The organism is Geodermatophilus bullaregiensis, from assembly GCF_016907675.1.
Lineage (GTDB): Bacteria > Actinomycetota > Actinomycetes > Mycobacteriales > Geodermatophilaceae > Geodermatophilus > Geodermatophilus bullaregiensis.
The window spans coordinates 1,716,294-1,730,945 of record NZ_JAFBCJ010000001.1; the positions used below are offsets into that span (position 1 = coordinate 1,716,294).

16 protein-coding genes are annotated in these 14,652 nt (G+C 76.0%); 8 read left to right on the top strand and 8 right to left on the bottom strand.

Going from position 1 to position 14,652, the window contains the following annotated elements; all coding sequences use genetic code 11:
* Positions 1 to 6: 6 nt before the first annotated feature.
* The 4 genes from JOD57_RS07995 to JOD57_RS26190 form a co-directional block, all read right to left on the bottom strand.
* Entirely contained in the window at positions 7 to 519 is a 513-nt protein-coding gene (locus JOD57_RS07995; protein ID WP_204691385.1) for a DUF6912 family protein, read from the bottom strand.
* A gap of 96 nt (positions 520 to 615) precedes the next feature.
* Positions 616 to 1,998 carry a WS/DGAT/MGAT family O-acyltransferase gene (locus JOD57_RS08000; protein WP_204691386.1) on the bottom strand — a complete coding sequence of 461 codons (1,383 nt, stop codon included), beginning with the start codon at positions 1,996 to 1,998 and terminating at the stop codon, positions 616 to 618.
* Positions 1,999 to 2,074: 76 nt separating this feature from the next.
* A complete protein-coding gene (locus tag JOD57_RS08005) occupies positions 2,075 to 3,367 on the bottom strand; it encodes a CpaE/TadZ family protein (RefSeq protein WP_204691387.1) in 1,293 nt (430 codons plus the stop codon).
* Positions 3,367 to 4,266: an SAF domain-containing protein gene (locus JOD57_RS26190; protein ID WP_204691388.1), complete on the bottom strand. Its 900-nt coding sequence runs from the start codon at positions 4,264 to 4,266 to the stop codon at positions 3,367 to 3,369. The genes JOD57_RS08005 and JOD57_RS26190 overlap by 1 nt, the downstream gene beginning before the upstream one ends.
* 209 nt (positions 4,267 to 4,475) lie before the next feature.
* On the opposite strand from JOD57_RS26190, the gene JOD57_RS25265 reads away from it, so the two are divergent.
* Positions 4,476 to 4,832, top strand: coding sequence for a helix-turn-helix domain-containing protein (locus JOD57_RS25265; protein WP_239568264.1), 357 nt, complete (start codon positions 4,476 to 4,478; stop codon positions 4,830 to 4,832).
* A gap of 2 nt (positions 4,833 to 4,834) precedes the next feature.
* Here the strand turns inward: JOD57_RS25265 and JOD57_RS08020 are convergent, their stop codons facing one another.
* Positions 4,835 to 5,398, bottom strand: a complete 564-nt coding sequence (locus JOD57_RS08020) for a hypothetical protein (protein ID WP_204691389.1) — start codon at positions 5,396 to 5,398, stop codon at positions 4,835 to 4,837.
* Between the two features lie 86 nt (positions 5,399 to 5,484).
* On the opposite strand from JOD57_RS08020, the gene JOD57_RS08025 reads away from it, so the two are divergent.
* From JOD57_RS08025 to JOD57_RS08045, 5 genes are all read left to right on the top strand, one after another.
* The gene (locus JOD57_RS08025; RefSeq protein WP_204691390.1) at positions 5,485 to 6,183 is read left to right on the top strand and encodes a LysM peptidoglycan-binding domain-containing protein; all 699 of its coding nucleotides are present in this window, start codon (positions 5,485 to 5,487) and stop codon (positions 6,181 to 6,183) included.
* 81 nt (positions 6,184 to 6,264) lie between these two features.
* Positions 6,265 to 6,825 (top strand): Rv3235 family protein, encoded by a 561-nt coding sequence (locus JOD57_RS08030; RefSeq protein ID WP_204691391.1) that lies wholly within the window; start codon positions 6,265 to 6,267, stop codon positions 6,823 to 6,825.
* A gap of 218 nt (positions 6,826 to 7,043) precedes the next feature.
* On the top strand, positions 7,044 to 7,487 hold the full coding sequence (locus JOD57_RS08035) for an ester cyclase (protein WP_204691392.1): 444 nt from the start codon (positions 7,044 to 7,046) through the stop codon (positions 7,485 to 7,487).
* A gap of 274 nt (positions 7,488 to 7,761) precedes the next feature.
* Positions 7,762 to 8,082 carry a YbjQ family protein gene (locus JOD57_RS08040; RefSeq protein WP_204691393.1) on the top strand — a complete coding sequence of 107 codons (321 nt, stop codon included), beginning with the start codon at positions 7,762 to 7,764 and terminating at the stop codon, positions 8,080 to 8,082.
* Positions 8,083 to 8,213: 131 nt separating this feature from the next.
* Entirely contained in the window at positions 8,214 to 8,744 is a 531-nt protein-coding gene (locus JOD57_RS08045) for a DUF6653 family protein (RefSeq protein ID WP_204691394.1), read from the top strand.
* A 23-nt stretch (positions 8,745 to 8,767) separates the two neighbouring features.
* Here the strand turns inward: JOD57_RS08045 and secA are convergent, their stop codons facing one another.
* Positions 8,768 to 11,905, bottom strand: a complete 3,138-nt coding sequence (secA, locus tag JOD57_RS08050; protein ID WP_204691395.1) for a preprotein translocase subunit SecA — start codon at positions 11,903 to 11,905, stop codon at positions 8,768 to 8,770.
* A gap of 78 nt (positions 11,906 to 11,983) precedes the next feature.
* Positions 11,984 to 12,685 (bottom strand): SDR family NAD(P)-dependent oxidoreductase, encoded by a 702-nt coding sequence (locus JOD57_RS08055; RefSeq protein WP_204691396.1) that lies wholly within the window; start codon positions 12,683 to 12,685, stop codon positions 11,984 to 11,986.
* Between the two features lie 42 nt (positions 12,686 to 12,727).
* On the opposite strand from JOD57_RS08055, the gene JOD57_RS08060 reads away from it, so the two are divergent.
* The gene (locus JOD57_RS08060; RefSeq protein WP_204691397.1) at positions 12,728 to 13,120 is read left to right on the top strand and encodes a pyridoxamine 5'-phosphate oxidase family protein; all 393 of its coding nucleotides are present in this window, start codon (positions 12,728 to 12,730) and stop codon (positions 13,118 to 13,120) included.
* Positions 13,121 to 13,230: 110 nt separating this feature from the next.
* Entirely contained in the window at positions 13,231 to 13,818 is a 588-nt protein-coding gene (locus JOD57_RS08065) for a GNAT family N-acetyltransferase (RefSeq protein WP_204691398.1), read from the top strand.
* A gap of 61 nt (positions 13,819 to 13,879) precedes the next feature.
* Here the strand turns inward: JOD57_RS08065 and hpf are convergent, their stop codons facing one another.
* Positions 13,880 to 14,575 (bottom strand): ribosome hibernation-promoting factor, HPF/YfiA family, encoded by a 696-nt coding sequence (hpf, locus tag JOD57_RS08070; protein WP_204691399.1) that lies wholly within the window; start codon positions 14,573 to 14,575, stop codon positions 13,880 to 13,882.
* Positions 14,576 to 14,652 lie beyond the last annotated feature (77 nt).

Below are 14,652 nucleotides of genomic sequence, written 5' to 3' on the forward strand. Positions count from 1 at the left end.
TGTCGCTCAGAGCAGCTCGAGCGCCGAGCCGATCTCCTGGGTGGCGTACCAGGCGAGCTCGTGTCCCTCGGCCTGGTCGACGACGAACTGGGCGTCGTCGCTGCCGAGGTCGGCCTCCAGCACGACGGCCACGGCCGCGCGCACGTCCTCCTCGGCCTCGGCCCCGTCGACGTGCGCGCTGGCCACGTCGGCGAGCGCGACGTCGGTGGTGACCCGGACCGCGCCCGGGTCGGTGTCCGCGTCGTCGATCGGCTCGACCGCGGCGTCGGGCGCGTCGGCGGCGAGGACGACCCGCCGGCGGGCGGCCGTGGGGTCGACGTCGATGAGCCGCAGGCTGGCCCGTGCGGCGGCCAGGAGCGCCGCGTACTCGAGCTCCTCGACGTCGGCTCCGGCGTCACTGAGCGCGTAGTACTCCCGCAGACGTGGGGTGACCGCGAACCCGGTGTGCGGTCCGGGGAGCCGGCCCTCGTCCACGAGGGTCCGCAGGACGCTCGTCGTCGCCGGCAGGTAGATCCGCACCCGGCCGCTCCCTTCCTCGATGAGGGGCCGACGGTAGCCCGCCGCCGCCCCGCGCCCCGGGCCGCCTCGGGCGTGCGTGCCGGCGCGGACGCGGTGTCAGCGCACGGACTCGCTCAGTGCGCCGACCTCCTGCTCGACGAGGTCGGCGAGCACGTCGACGTCGCCGACACCGTCCCGGTCGGCGTTGAGCCCGATGTAGACCCGGCCGTCGTAGCTGGTCATCCCCACCGCCAGGCCCTGGCCGCCGACGAGCGGCACGACCGGGAAGACCTCGAGCATCCGGCTGCCGGCCGCGTACAGCGGCACCTGCGGGCCGGGGACGTTGGTGACGACGAGGTTGAAGACCCGCCGCGACAGGCCGCGCGCCGCGCGGGCGCCGAGGGCGTGCAGCGTGGGCGGGGCGAACCCGGTGAGCGCGATGAGGGCGTCGGCGCGCACCGACCGGCCCGAGCCGGTGACGCTGCGCATGGCGTAGCCGAGACGGGCCAGCCGTACCCAGGGGTTGGGCTCCCCCACCGGCAGGTCCACGAGGTAGGCCGACACGCTGCTGCCCGGGAGGTCCTCCTCCTCCCCCTGCACCGACACCGGCACGAGCGCCCGGACGGCGGTCGAGCCGAGCACCGGCTCCCCGCGGGACAGCAGCCAGTCCCGCAGTGCGCCGGTGAGCACGGTGAGCAGGACGTCGTTGAGGGTGCCGCCGTGCGCCCGGCGGATCGCCTTGAGGTCCTCGAGGTCGGCCCGCGCGACGGCGACCCGGCGCTGCCTCCCGGCCGTCCGGTTGAGCGGACCGTGCGGGGCGGGGACGACGGCGGAACGCGCGGCGCGGACCAGTCCCCCGGTGGCGCTGCGCACGCGGGCCGCCGTCGACCGCAGGTCACCGACCGCGGAGCGGGCCGTCTCGACCACCGCCGTCGGACGCTGCACGTACTCCCCGAGCGCGTCGGCCACCAGCCGGACGGGGCCGGGGACGCGGCGCGGCGCCCAGGAGTCGGCCGCCGGGACCGGCGCGTCGGGGGTGGGGTCGAGCAGCACCTGGGCGATGTCGACCGCGCCCAGTCCGTCGACGAGCGCCGGGTGGGTCTTGGTGACCACCGCGACCCGTCCCTCGGCGAGGCCCTCGACGAGGTAGACCTCCCACAGCGGACGGCGGCGGTCCAGCGGCCGGGAGGTCACGCGCGAGACGAGGTCGAGCAGCTGCGCCTCGGTGCCCGGCCGCGGCACCGCCGAGCGCCGCACGTGGTAGGCCACGTCGAAGTCCGGGTCGTCGGCCCACACCGGGTTGGCCAGGTACCCGGGCACCGGCACGACGCGCTGCCGGTAGCGCGGGACGAGCGGCAGCCGGGCCTCGAGCAGCTCGGCGAGCGCGTCGAGGCCGCCGTCCACCGGTTCGAGGACCAGGACGCCGGCGACGTGCATCGGGGCGCCGGCGTCCTCCAGGTACAGGAACGAGGCGTCCAGGGTGGTCAGCCGCTCGGTCATCGCCCTCCTCCGGCTCGGGGGCACACGCTACGTGGGGGCGTGCACCGGGCTCAGCGCTCGGGCCGGGCGCCCGGCGTCACCCGGCGCGCTGCCGGCCCCGCCGCCGGCCGCCGGCCGGCTCGGGGACCCGCGCCAGGGACGCGGCGAGGGACCGCAGCCCGGCCCGCAGCGGCGAGCCGGACGCCACCTCCGCGAGGGTCCGGCCTGAGGCGAGGGCGGCGTCGGTGGCCCGGCGATCGGCCGGCAGGAAGGCGCGCACCTCCCGCCCGGCGAAGCGCTCGAGCGCCTTCCCGATCTCCCGGCGCGGGTCGCCCGGCACCGCCCCGCGGCGGACCTGGTTGACCACCACGGCCGGTTCCACCTCCGGCAGCAGGTCCCGCAGCTGGCCGAGCGCCCGGATGGTGCGCTGCAGCGCCACCGGGTCGGCGCCGCTGACGCAGAGCACGTCGTCGGCGGCCTCGAGCACGGTCACGGTCGCGCCGTTGCGCCGCGGCGCGGCGGTGTCGAAGGACAGCTCCTCGTCCTCCTCGAGGTTGAAGGCGCAGTCGACGACCGTGAGGGCGGCGGACCGGCGCGCCTCGTCGAGGACGGCGGCCACCGCCCGGGGGCGCAGCTCCGGCCACCGGTCGGCCCGGGCCAGGCCGGTGAGCACCGACAGGTGCGGACGCACCGACCAGGCCAGCCGGGCGAGTGCAGCCCCGTCCAGGGTGCCGGCGGCCGCCTGCCGCGCGGCCCCCGCCAGCCCGGGCGACTCGTCGAGCAGCCCGAGGACCTGCGCCACGACGCCGCCGTAGACGTCCGCGTCGACCAGCAGGGTCGCGACGCCGAGTCGGGCGGCCTCGTCGGCGAGGCCGACCGCGACCGTCGTCCGGCCGGGAGCGCCGGTCGGACCCCACACGGCGACCACCCGGCCGCGTGGGAGCCGCCGGTCCTGCGGTGCGGGCCCGCCCGCGTCGGGGAGGGGCAGGGCCGCGCGTGGGTCGGCGACGTCCCGCCCGGCCGGCGTGCCACCCGCCACGGCCGCGCGCAGGGCGCGGACGACCTCCTCCGGCGCAGCGTCGGCAGGCAGCACCGTCAGGACGCCGAGCGCCCGCAGCCGCTCGCCGGCGCGCTCGTCGTCCGGGTCGACCAGCCCCACCACCGCGACCCCCGCGGTGGTGAGCCGGGCGACCGCCTCGGCGTCGAGCCGCCGCAGGTCGGCCGAGAGCAGGGCGGCCTGCGCGGTGCCCGTGGCCGCGGTGGCCAGCAGGTCGGAGGCGTCGACGCACCGGCGGACGACGGTCACGCCGTGGTCGACGCGGTCGAGGGCACCGACGAGCGCGGACTCCCAGGCGGCGCCGGTGACGGCGGTGACGACCTGCAGCGTCATCAGGCCGTGGGTCCGGCCGGGGTGCCGGGCACCGGCGGGACACCGGGGCCCGCGGACGGTGCGGTCCCACCCGGCGGTGCGGCCGGCGCGGAGGGGGACGACGGCGCGGCCGGCGCAGACGCCGCGGACGGCGGAGCCGAGGGGGACGTGGCACCCGCCGGGGTCCGCGCCGGGGTCGGCGCCGCCGTCGGGACGGCGCTCGCCGCGGTGGCGGGCGGGTCGTCGACCGACGCGTGTGCGACCACGACCAGGGGGCGGCCGCCGATCGCTCCCAGCACGCCGGGTGCCTGCGCGGCCGGCACCGAGACGACCACCTGGACGGTCGTCGTCGCCGTCGACAGCACGCCGTCGGTCCGGCCGCTCACCGCCTGCACCGGCGCGGCCCCGACCACCAGGACCACGCCCTCCCCGGTCGTGGTGCCGGCCGGGTCGGTGACGCCGTAGACGTCGACCACCTGCCCGCGCGCCAGGCCCGGCGGGACGTAGCCGGCCTGCACCGGCAGGGCCACCTGCACGAGCTCCTCCGGCTCCTCGAGCGCCGTCCGGGGCAGCAGCTCCCCGGCACGGACCGCCCGCGCCAGCGTCCGCCCCGCCGGGTCGGTGCCGGTGGACAGGTAGGCGCCCGCGGTGTCCCCGAGCCGCACGTCGACGGCGACGAGGTCCTCGGGCCCGAGCACGGTCCCGGCCGCCAGGTCACCCGCCACCGACCACACCGGCACGGTCGCGTCGGCCGCCGTCACGACCCGCGCGCCCAGCAGCACCGAGCCGAGGACGAGCAGCACGCCGAGCACCAGCCGCAGGTCCAGCCAGCGGGGCGCGCGCACGCGGCGCGGCACCGGGCCGGTGGTCTCCTCACCGGCTGCCGCGGGCGCCGGGGCCGTGCGTGTGGCAGCGCTCACCCGGCGCTCCTCCCTCCGTGTCCGGGACTCCCCCGGCGGTCCGCCGTCCCGGCGGGCGTGCGTCCGACCGGCCGGTCCGCGCGGTCGGACGCAGATGATGCGGTACGGACACGGATGCGTGCACCGGCTGTCCACACGTTCGGGTGTGGACGAGGTGCGCCCGGGTGAGTCCCGTCCTGACAGACTGGCGCCGACCGGACGGAGACCCGATGCCCTCACCGCGCTTCCTGACCCTCGACGACGTCGCCGAGGTCCTCAACGTCTCGTGGTCGCAGGCCTACGCCCTCGTGCGGCGCCGGGAGCTGATCGCCATCCAGATCGGCGGCCGCGGCCAGTGGCGCGTCGAGGTCGACGAGCTCGAGCGCTTCATCCAGCAGAAGTACGCCGAGGCACGCGCCGGCGCGGTGCCCGCGCCCGGCCAGCTGACCGCCGAGCACGGCGACCCCGACGACGACGGCACGGACGACGGCACGGACGACGGCGGCCCGGCCGGACGCTCCGGGGACGAGTCGGCCGCCGCGGCGTCCTCGGGCCGCGCTCCCGCGCGGGGGCGCCGCCGCAGCTGACCTCAGGCGGCGCCGGGGGTCAGCGTCCGCACGACCGCCAGCGCCGCCAGGGTCACCGCCCGCACCCCGCGCACCGCGCCGGGCCGGCGGAACTCGTCGGGCGCGTGCTCGGCGAGCTCGACGAAGTCCGCCCCGACACGGTCCACGGTCCCGGTCAGCACGCCGCCGTCGTCGAGCACCAGCGCGACCGCGCTCCGGTCACGCGCCAGCCCGCGCAGCGCCCGGCGCAGGTCCACCGCGGCCCGCGCGGGCGGGGCCGGCGCCGCCGTCGTCCGCACCAGCCCGGCCACCGCCAGCACGGCCGGCAGCGCCACCAGCACCTCGCGCCCGGCGTCGTCCTCGAGCAGCAGCCAGTCCGGCCCGCGCTCGGTCAGCCGTCCGGCGACCTCGCCGGCACCCCGGCAGCGCAGCGAGACCCGCCCGCCCAGGGCACCCCCGAGCCGCTCGGCCAGCCGCACCGCGCCCGTCTCCGCCCGCGCCCGCGAGGGCAGTTGGGCGCGCTCCTCGGCCGCCTCGGCCTCCTCGAACTCCGCCTGCAGGTCGGCGAACAGCTGCTGCCAGCGCATGGCGCAGAGCCTAGATCCACAGCATCACTTGCGTTTGCATGCGTTTGCTTGGTTCAGTGCGTCATCGGCGGTGGGGAGGAGAGGACATGTCGGTACGTCGACTCGTCGGCACGACGGCGGCGATGGCCGTGGTGGCCCTGGCCCTGCGCCTGCTCACCCCCGACCTCGCGTGGCTGCAGGCCGCCGACGGTGACCTGCAGCACGCCGTGGACGTCGCCGGGCCGGAGGCCCTGCTGCTGACCGCCGTCGCCGCCCTCGCCTGGGGAGCCTGGGCCTGGGGTGCGCTGGGGCTCGTGCTCACCGCGCTCTCCGGCCTGCCGGGCCTGGCCGGCGCGGCGGCCCGCGTCGTCCTGCACGGGGTGCTGCCGGCCTCGGCGCGACGCGCGGCCGCCCTGGCGCTGGGCGTGGGACTGGTGACCACCCCGGCGCTGGCCGCGTGCACGATCGCGGCCCCCCCGACGACCACCGTCGTGACCGCCTCGGACACCGGCCCGGCCGCGGCTGCCGCCTCCCCGGGCGCCGTCCCCGACTGGCCGGCCGCACCCGCCACGGCGCCGTCCGCTCCGCCCGACTGGCCTGCTCCCCGGCCCGGTGACCACGTCGTGCTGCGCGGCGAGTGCCTGTGGTCGATCGCCGAGGCGGACCTCCGGGCCCGGACCGGGCTCGACCCGGGCGACGCCGAGGTGGCCGCGGCCGTCGCCCGCTGGTGGAGCACCAACGCGGACGTCATCGGCCCCGACCCGGACCTGCTGCTCCCCGGCCAGGTGCTGCGCCCACCCCCCTGACCCACCGTCCCGACCCACCACCGTCCGGCCGCTCCCCCGGCCCGCGTCGTCCCGTCCTCCGACCCGACCCCGGGAGCTCCCGTGACCGCACCGGCCCACCCCGCCGCACCGCCCGCCCCTGACGCCCCCGCGCCGCTCCGCACGCTGCGGCTGACGGTCGTACCCGCCCTGCACCCGGCCCTCGAGGGCCCGGCGGTTCCGCTGGTCGATCCCTCCACCCCACCGCCGCGCCCGCCCTACCGCCCCGGGCCGCGGCCGGCACCACCGGGGCAGCGCCGCACGCCGGTGGACGCCTTCGGGCCGGCTTGGTCCGTGCGGGCCGACCTCCCCGACCCGCGCGCCGCCGGCCGCCTGCTGCTCACCACCACGCTCGAGGCCCTCGCCGGCCGACGGCCGCTGTCCCAGGTGCAGCGGCTGACCTCCCCGGGCGTGCACGCCGCACTGACCCAGGGACGGCGGCCGGCCTGGTGCCGCGAGGGGACGGCGCCGCTGGTCCTGGGCCCGGTGCACGTGTGCGAGCCGGTCGACGGCGTGGCCGAGGTCAGCGCGGTGGCACGGCGGGCCGGGCGCGCCCACGCGGTGGCCGCCCGACTGGAGGGCGTCGACGGCCGATGGCGCTGCACCGCCCTGTCCATCGGCTGACCGCCGACAGCCGATCCGGCCCTGCTGCGCGCGCACCTGCGCCGTTGGCCGCATCCCGCGCCCTCCCCTCGCACCCACCGGGCTCCGGTGCGCTCGGACACCTCGGGCGCGGCCTCGTCCTCCAGCGGCGTGCGGACGAGCAGCAGGTATCCCGTCGAGACGGTCCGGCACGGCCGGACCCGTTGTGAAGTGATAACACTGTGAAGTAGCTTCACGACATGTCCGATCCGACCGGGGAGCTGCTCGTGTCCGCTCGCGCCACGTCCACCGACGCCAACGTCGAGCTCCTGCGCTCGACCTTCGCGGCGTTCAACGCCGACGACCTCGACACCTGCCTCGCCAACCTGGCGGAGGACTTCGTCATCAACCTGGCCGGGGTGCCGCAGATGCGCGGCCGGGACACCTGGCACCACGGTGTCGAGGTGATGAAGGCGGCGTTCCCGGACGTGACCGTGCAGATCGAGGACGTCGTCGCCGCCGCCGACCGCGTCGCGGTCAGGCTCACCCTGCGCGGCACGCACACCGGGGAGTTCGAGGGCATCCCCGCGACCGGACGGACGGTCGAGTACTCGAGCCACGAGTTCTACCGCTTCGCCGACGGCCTGATCGCCGAGGAGTGGATCTGCTCCGACATGGCCACGCTGCACGGTCAGATCACCTGACCGCCACCGCTCGGCTCGTCCACTCGCCGTGGCACCCACGCCGCGGTCCTGATCTGCCACGGGGAGTCCCTCGAGAACCACCGTGCGCAGGCGGCGAGCGAGCGCGTGGCCCCCGGCGGCTGGTGGCCCCAACCGGCGATGCCCGCACCGTCGTGCGCGAGGTGCAGGGTCAGCCCCCATCCACGTGCAGGGCTGGCCCGCTGGTGTGACCCGCCGACTCGGCGAACACTGCAGCGCGTCACGACACGGAGCGATGCCGAGGGAGCGTGATCCCGTGCTCATCACGACGATGAACGACGTGCCGGGCCGCCGGGTGGAGGTGGTCCTCGGGGAGGTCTTCGGGTTGACCGTCCGCTCGCGTCATGCGGGCGCTCAGCTCGGCGCGGCGATGAAGTCGCTGACCGGAGGTGAGCTGAAGGGCCTCACCAAGAACCTGGAGGAGAGCCGGCAGGAGGCTCTCGAGCGCCTGACCGCCGCCGCCGAGGCCGCAGGCGCCGACGCCGTGGTGGCGATGCGCTTCGACACGACGGAGATGGGCGGCACCTGGAGCGAGGTCTGCGCCTACGGCACCGCGTGCCGGCTGACCCAGCCCTGACCGGCCGCGGTGCCGAGTTCGCGGTGGTGGCGACTGCCGCCGCCCGCCGAGGCGGGGCGTCGTGCCCCACCGCCGGTGGCCGGACCACTCGGCGCCAGGACGAGAACACAGGCACGCGAGGAGGCATCGACATGGCGATGGACGTCAGGATGGCCAAGGCGTTCGGGCTCGAAGGGGACGCCTGGCAGCGCCACGCCAACCCGTGGAGCGTCTACACGCGCATCCCGATCCCGCCGCTGCTGGTCGCCGCGATCTGGAGCCGGACCCGGATCGGGTGGCGCTCACTCGTCCCGGTGGGCGCGGTGTGCGCGTGGACCCTGGTCAACCCCCGCGCGTTCCCGCCACCGCGCTCGCTGGACCACTGGGCGTCCCGGGGCGTGCTGGGCGAGACGTACTGGGCGAGGCGCGAGGAGGTCCCCGTCCCTCCGCGGCACCGGGTCGCACCCAACGTGCTGGGCGTCGTCAGCGCACTGGGAGTGCCGTTCATCGTGCGGGGCCTGGTCGTCCGGGACGGGTGGATGGTCCTGTTCGGACTGGCGGTCCAGATGGCCGGGAAGGTCTGGTTCATCGACCGGATGGCCATCCTCTACGACGACGTCGTCCCCGCCCGGGCGGCGGACGACACCCCGGCACCTCGGGGAGCGCAGACGCCGCAGCGGTGACCGACCGGAGGTGGGAACGCAGGTCAGCGACCGGCGGCTCCGTGGCACACCTTGTACTTCTTGCCCGAGCCGCACGGGCACGGGGCGTTGCGGGCCGGCTCCCTGGTGCCGGTGACCGTCGCCGTCTTCGCCGCCTTGGCCGGGCCGCTCTCCTTGGCGGAGGGGTCCAGGCTCGGCGCCGAGTAGGTCAGGCCCTCCGTCGAGTGGTGCGAGTCGTCGAGGCCCTTGACCGCCAGCTCCGGGCCGGTGCCGGAGGGGGCCGGCGCCTCCTCGGCCGGGGCCGGAGCGGGCGCGGTCCGCGCGGCCGCACCCCGCCGCGCGGTCGGCCGCCCGGCCGGGGCGCCGGTCGAGCGCCGCGCCGCCGGGCCGGCCGGCTTGGACACCGACACCGGGCCGGAGGACGGCGACGAGGCCGCGGCGGGCGCCGGGGCCGGCGCCGCGCCGTCCCCGGGGACGGGCTCGGCGGGAGCCGAGGGGGCGGCGGCAGGAGCGGGAGCGGCCTCCGCCGCGGCCTGGGCGGCCGAGGCCTCCGCCGCGGCCTGGGCGGCCGAGGCCTCCGCCGCGGCCTGGCGGGCGAGCACGCGGGCGGTGCCCTCCTGCGCAGCGGCCAGCGCCTTGGCCTCCGCCTCGGCCTGCTTGGCCGCGGTCTCGGCGTCCTGCTGCTCCTTGGTCTTGACCTCCAGGTTGAACAGGAAGCCGACCGACTCCTCCTTGATGCCGTCGAGCATCGCGGTGAACATGTCGTAGCCCTCGCGCTGGTACTCCACGACCGGATCGCGGTTGGCCATCGCGCGCAGGTGGATCCCGGCCCGCAGGTAGTCCATCTCGTAGAGGTGCTCGCGCCACTTGCGGTCGAGCACCGAGAGCAGCACCCGCCGCTCGAGCTCGCGCACGACCTCCGAGCCGAGGGTGGCCTCCCGCTCCTCGTAGGCGCGGTGGACGTCGTCGAGCAGCTCGGTCTTGAGCACGTCGGCGGTCAGTGCGGCCTGCTCGCCGTCGGCGACCCGGTCGAGCAGCTCCTGCACCGTGGGACCCACCGGGTAGAGCGCCTTGAGGCCGGTCCAGAGCTGGTCGAGGTCCCAGTCCTCGGCGTAGCCGGTCTCGGTGGCGCCGTCGACGTAGGCGGCGACGACGTCGTCGAGCATGTGCTGCACCTGCTCGTGCAGGTCCTCGCCGTCGAGCACCTTGCGGCGCTCGTCGTAGATCACCGTGCGCTGCCGGTTGAGCACCTCGTCGTACTTGAGGACGTCCTTGCGGACCTCGAAGTTCTGCTGCTCGACCTGCGTCTGGGCCGAGCGGATCGCCCGGGTGACCATCTTCGACTCGATCGGCTGGTCGTCGGGGACGCGCAGCGTCGTCATCATCGACTCGAGCATCGGGCCGTTGAACCGGCGCATCAGGTCGTCGCCGAGCGAGAGGTAGAACCGCGACTCGCCCGGGTCGCCCTGCCGGCCCGACCGGCCGCGCAGCTGGTTGTCGATCCGGCGGCTCTCGTGCCGCTCGGTGCCCAGCACGTACAGGCCACCGACCTCGGTGACCTCCTCGTGCTCGGCCCTCACCTGGTCCTTGGCCGTCGCGAGCGCCTCGTCCCAGGCGGCCTCGTACTCGTCGGGCGTCTCCGACGGCGACAGGCCGCGCGCCCGCAGCGCCTCGTCGGCGATGAACTCGGGGTTGCCGCCGAGCTGGATGTCGGTGCCGCGGCCGGCCATGTTGGTGGCCACGGTGACCGCACCGAGCCGCCCGGCCTGGGCGACGATCGCGGCCTCGCGCGCGTGGTTCTTGGCGTTGAGCACCTCGTGCGGGATGCCGCGGCGGAGCAGCAGTTTGGAGAGCAGCTCGCTCTTCTCGACGCTGGCGGTGCCGACGAGCACCGGCTGGCCGGCCTCGTGCCGCTCGGCGATGTCGTCGATGACCGCGTCGAACTTCGCCGACTCGGTCTTGTAGATGACGTCGGAGCGGTCGTCACGGACCATCGGCCGGTTGGTCGGGATGGGGACGACGCCCAGCTTGTAGGTCTGGGAGAGCTCGGCCGCCTCGGTCTGGGCGGTGCCGGTCATCCCGGAGAGCTTCTCGTAGAGCCGGAAGTAGTTCTGGAGGGTGATCGTGGCGAGCGTCTGGTTCTCGTCCTTGATCTTCACCCCCTCCTTGGCCTCGATGGCCTGGTGCATGCCCTCGTTGTAGCGGCGCCCGGCCAGCACCCGGCCGGTGAACTCGTCGACGATGAGCACCTCGCCGTTGCTGACGATGTACTGCTGGTCGCGGTGGAAGAGCTCCTTGGCCTTCAGCGCGTTGTTGAGGTAGCCGATCAGCGGGGTGTTGACCGCCTCGTAGAGGTTGTCGATGCCGATCTGGTCCTCGACGAACTCCACGCCCTCCTCGGTGACGGCGACCGTCCGCTTGGCCTCCTCCACCTCGTAGTGGACGTCCCGCCTCATCAGCGGCACGATCCGCGCGAACTCGAGGTACCACTTGCCGGCGGACTCGGCCGGGCCGCTGATGATCAGCGGGGTGCGCGCCTCGTCGATGAGGATCGAGTCGACCTCGTCGACGACGGCGTAGTTGTGCCCGCGCTGCACGAGGTCGGCCTTGCTCCAGGCCATGTTGTCGCGCAGGTAGTCGAAGCCGAACTCGTTGTTGGTGCCGTAGGTGATGTCGGCGGCGTACTGCTCGCGGCGGTGCGCGGGACGCTCGCCGGACAGGATGGTGCCCACCGACAGGCCGAGGAACCGGTGCACCCGGCCCATCCACTCGGCGTCGCGCTTGGCCAGGTAGTCGTTGACCGTGACCACGTGCACGCCCTCGCCGCCCAGGGCGTTGAGGTAGGCCGGCAGCACGCCGGTCAGGGTCTTGCCCTCACCGGTGCGCATCTCGGCGATGTTGCCCAGGTGCAGCGCGGCACCGCCCATGAGCTGCACCCGGAAGTGCCGCTGACCCAGCGTCCGGCTGGCGGCCTCGCGGACGACGGCGAAGGCCTCGGGCAGCAGCTGGTCGAGCGTCTCGCCGTCCTCGATGCGCGCCTTGAACTCGTCGGTCCTGGCGCGCAGCTCGGCGTCGGAGAGGTCGGAGACGTCGTCCTCGAGGAGCTCGATCGCGTCGGCGATCCGCTCCAGTCGACGGACGAGCTTGCCCTCACCGGCTCGGAGGATCCTGGAGAACACCACGACACCAGCGTAGGCGGCGCGCCCGCGTCCGCGGCCCCGCGCCGCCGACCAGGCGGCCGGTTCCGTCCCACGCGCCCCTCAGCGGCGCACGAGCCGCCGCTCCTTCGGGTCGAGGACCACCTCGCGTGCTCCCTCGCGCAGCCCGTCGAGCACGGCGGCCACCACCTCTGCCCGGTCGTGGCCCTCCGGCAGCCGCGGCGGCTCCCCGGCCAGCGCGCGGTCGACCAGCCCGGTGTCGACGTGTGGCGGCTTGACGTCGAGCACCGCGACCGACCGGCCGCGCAGCTCGCGCCGCAGCACCGAGGCCCACGCCGAGAGCGCCGCCTTGCTGGCCGAGTACTCCGCCATGCCCAGCGTCGGGGCGTCGGCCACGATCGCCGAGAGCAGCACGACGGCCCCGCCGTCGGCCAGGTGCGGCAGGGCGGCGCGGACGAGGCTCATCGGGGCCAGCGTGTTGACGGCGAAGAGCTCCTCGGTGACGGCGTCGTCGGCGTCGGCCGCCGGGCCGAAGGCCACCACGCCCCACGCGACGACGACGGCGTCCAGGCCGCCGAGGGCCTGCGCGGCGGCGTCCACGGCGCTGCGCACGGAGTCGACGTCGACGGCGTCCGCGGCACTCGCCGGCGCGCCGCCCAGCTCACCGGCCAGCGCCTGCAACCGGCCGTCGTCCCGCCCGGTCAGCGCCACCCGTGCGCCGGCCGCGGCCAGCGCCCGCGCCAGGTCGCCGCCCAGCGCCCCCGTCGCCCCGGCCACCAGCACGCGCGCCCCCGCCAGCTCCACGCCGGGCCGGTGCCCGCCGCGCCGGCCACCTAACCTCCTCCCGTGGCCCACGACCTGGACGATCTCGGCACGGAACTGCTCGCCTTCCTCACCGAGCGGCACCTGGCCACGCTGACCACGCTGCGCGCCGACGGCAGCCCGCACGTCGTGCCGGTCGGCGTCACCTACGACCCGGACACGCGCACCGCCCGGGTGATCACGTCCGGGGGCTCGGCCAAGGCCCGGCACGTGCGGGCCGGTCAGGCGCGGGTGGCCGTCTGCCAGGTCGAGGGCCGCCGCTGGCTGACCCTGGAGGGGACGGCGGTGGTGCGTGACGACCGCGCCGCCGTCGCCGACGCCGAGGCCCGCTACGCGCGGCGCTACCGCACCCCCCGGGAGAACCCGGCGCGCGTGGTCCTCGAGATATCGGTCGACCGGGTGCTGGGCAACGTCTGAGGAAGGACCCTCGCGCCCGGCCCCCTGCAGGGGTCCCTTCCCTTACGCGCTCGGCACGAGCCTCGGGACGGGGCCGGACAAACCGCTGGACACTGCGTGACGATCGTCTGGTGGAGACCGCGAGCCTCGACCTGACCGGCGTCGACCTGACCACCGAGGTCGTCCGCACCGCCCGTCTCGTGCTGCGCCCGTTCCGTCCCGACGACGTCCCGACGGTCCACCGCGCCTCGCAGGACCCCGGGACGCAGCGGTGGATCAGCGCCATCCCGGTGCCCTACACGCTCGAGGACGCCCGCGCGTTCGTCGAGGGGGTCGGGATGGCGCACCGGGCCGAGGGGCGGGGCCTGCCGGTGGCGGTCGAGGCCGACGGCGAGCTGGTCGGGACGGCCGGGCTCTCGCTCGGCCCGGGACGCCTCGGCCCGGAGATCGGCTACACGATCGCGCCCTGGGCGCGCGGGCGCCGCTACGCCGCGGAGGCCACCGACGGGCTGGCCACCTGGGCGTTCGCGCACGGGGCACCGCGGGTGCACCTGTTCGTCGACGTGGACAACGCCGTCTCGCAGGCGGTGGCCCGCAGGGCCGGCTTCACGCGGGAGGGCGTGGTGCGGGGCTGCCTCGCGCGGCGGGACGGCAGCCGCGCCGACGCCGTCCTGTTCGGCCGGCTGCCCGGCGACCGGGCGGGCGGGGCCGGCGGCTGAGCGGCGGGGACGGGGACCGAGCGGCGGGGGTCCGGCGGCGTGCCGGGCCCCCGCCGTGCGGTCAGCGCGGGACGGCCGCGGGCTCCGCGGGCGCCGCCGAGGACGCGGCGTCGTGCGAGCCCAGCGGCGGCTCGACCAGCCGGATCAGCCCGTAGTCGAAGGCGTGCCGCCGGTAGACGACGGTCGGCAGGCCGGTGTCGGCGCAGTGGAAGAGGTAGAAGTCGTGCCCCACCAGCTCCATCTCGTGCAGGGCCTGGTCGACGGTCATGGGCACGGCGGGGTGGTGCTTCTCGCGCACCACCCGGCCGGGCAGGTGCTCGTCGAGGTCGGTCACCAACGGCTCGCCGTCGAGCGGCTGCTCGGACCCGGCGTCGGCGGTGGCGAGGGCGGCCATCGGCTCGGGTTCGAGGGCCGCGCCGCCCAGCCGGACGCTGGGCGGGGTGCGCCGGCCGTGGTGGACGTGCCGGCGGTCGTTGGCCCGGCGCAGCCGGTTGTCGAGCTTGCCGGCGCTCAGGTCGAGCGCGGCGTAGAAGTCCGGCGCACAGGCCTCGGCCCGGACCACCGGCCCCTTGCCCCGGAGGGTGATCTCGACGCGCTGGCAGTTCGCCGACTGGCGGGGGTTCTTCTCGTGGAAGAGCTCGACGTCGATGCGGGACAGCTTGCCGTCGAACCGCTCGAGTTGGCCGACCTTGTCCTCGACGTGCTGTCGGAAGTGCTCGGGGACCTCGACGTTTCGGCCACGGACCACGATCTCCATCAGACCTCCCGGTCGTCGACGGGTGTGACCAACAGCACGCTAGTCGCAGTCCGATGAGCCCGACAGTCGACCGTGTG

Bases quoted from the DNA above. Each gene is read 5' to 3' on its own strand.
- JOD57_RS08025 (WP_204691390.1), top strand. From the start codon at position 5,485: ATGTCGGTACGTCGACTCGTCGGCACGACGGCGGCGATGGCCGTGGTG.
- JOD57_RS25265 (WP_239568264.1), top strand. From the start codon at position 4,476: ATGCCCTCACCGCGCTTCCTGACCCTCGACGACGTCGCCGAGGTCCTC.
- hpf (WP_204691399.1), bottom strand. From the start codon at position 14,575: ATGGAGATCGTGGTCCGTGGCCGAAACGTCGAGGTCCCCGAGCACTTC.
- JOD57_RS08000 (WP_204691386.1), bottom strand. From the start codon at position 1,998: ATGACCGAGCGGCTGACCACCCTGGACGCCTCGTTCCTGTACCTGGAG.
- JOD57_RS08005 (WP_204691387.1), bottom strand. From the start codon at position 3,367: ATGACGCTGCAGGTCGTCACCGCCGTCACCGGCGCCGCCTGGGAGTCC.
- JOD57_RS08035 (WP_204691392.1), top strand. From the start codon at position 7,044: ATGTCCGATCCGACCGGGGAGCTGCTCGTGTCCGCTCGCGCCACGTCC.
- JOD57_RS08045 (WP_204691394.1), top strand. From the start codon at position 8,214: ATGGCGATGGACGTCAGGATGGCCAAGGCGTTCGGGCTCGAAGGGGAC.
- JOD57_RS08020 (WP_204691389.1), bottom strand. From the start codon at position 5,398: ATGCGCTGGCAGCAGCTGTTCGCCGACCTGCAGGCGGAGTTCGAGGAG.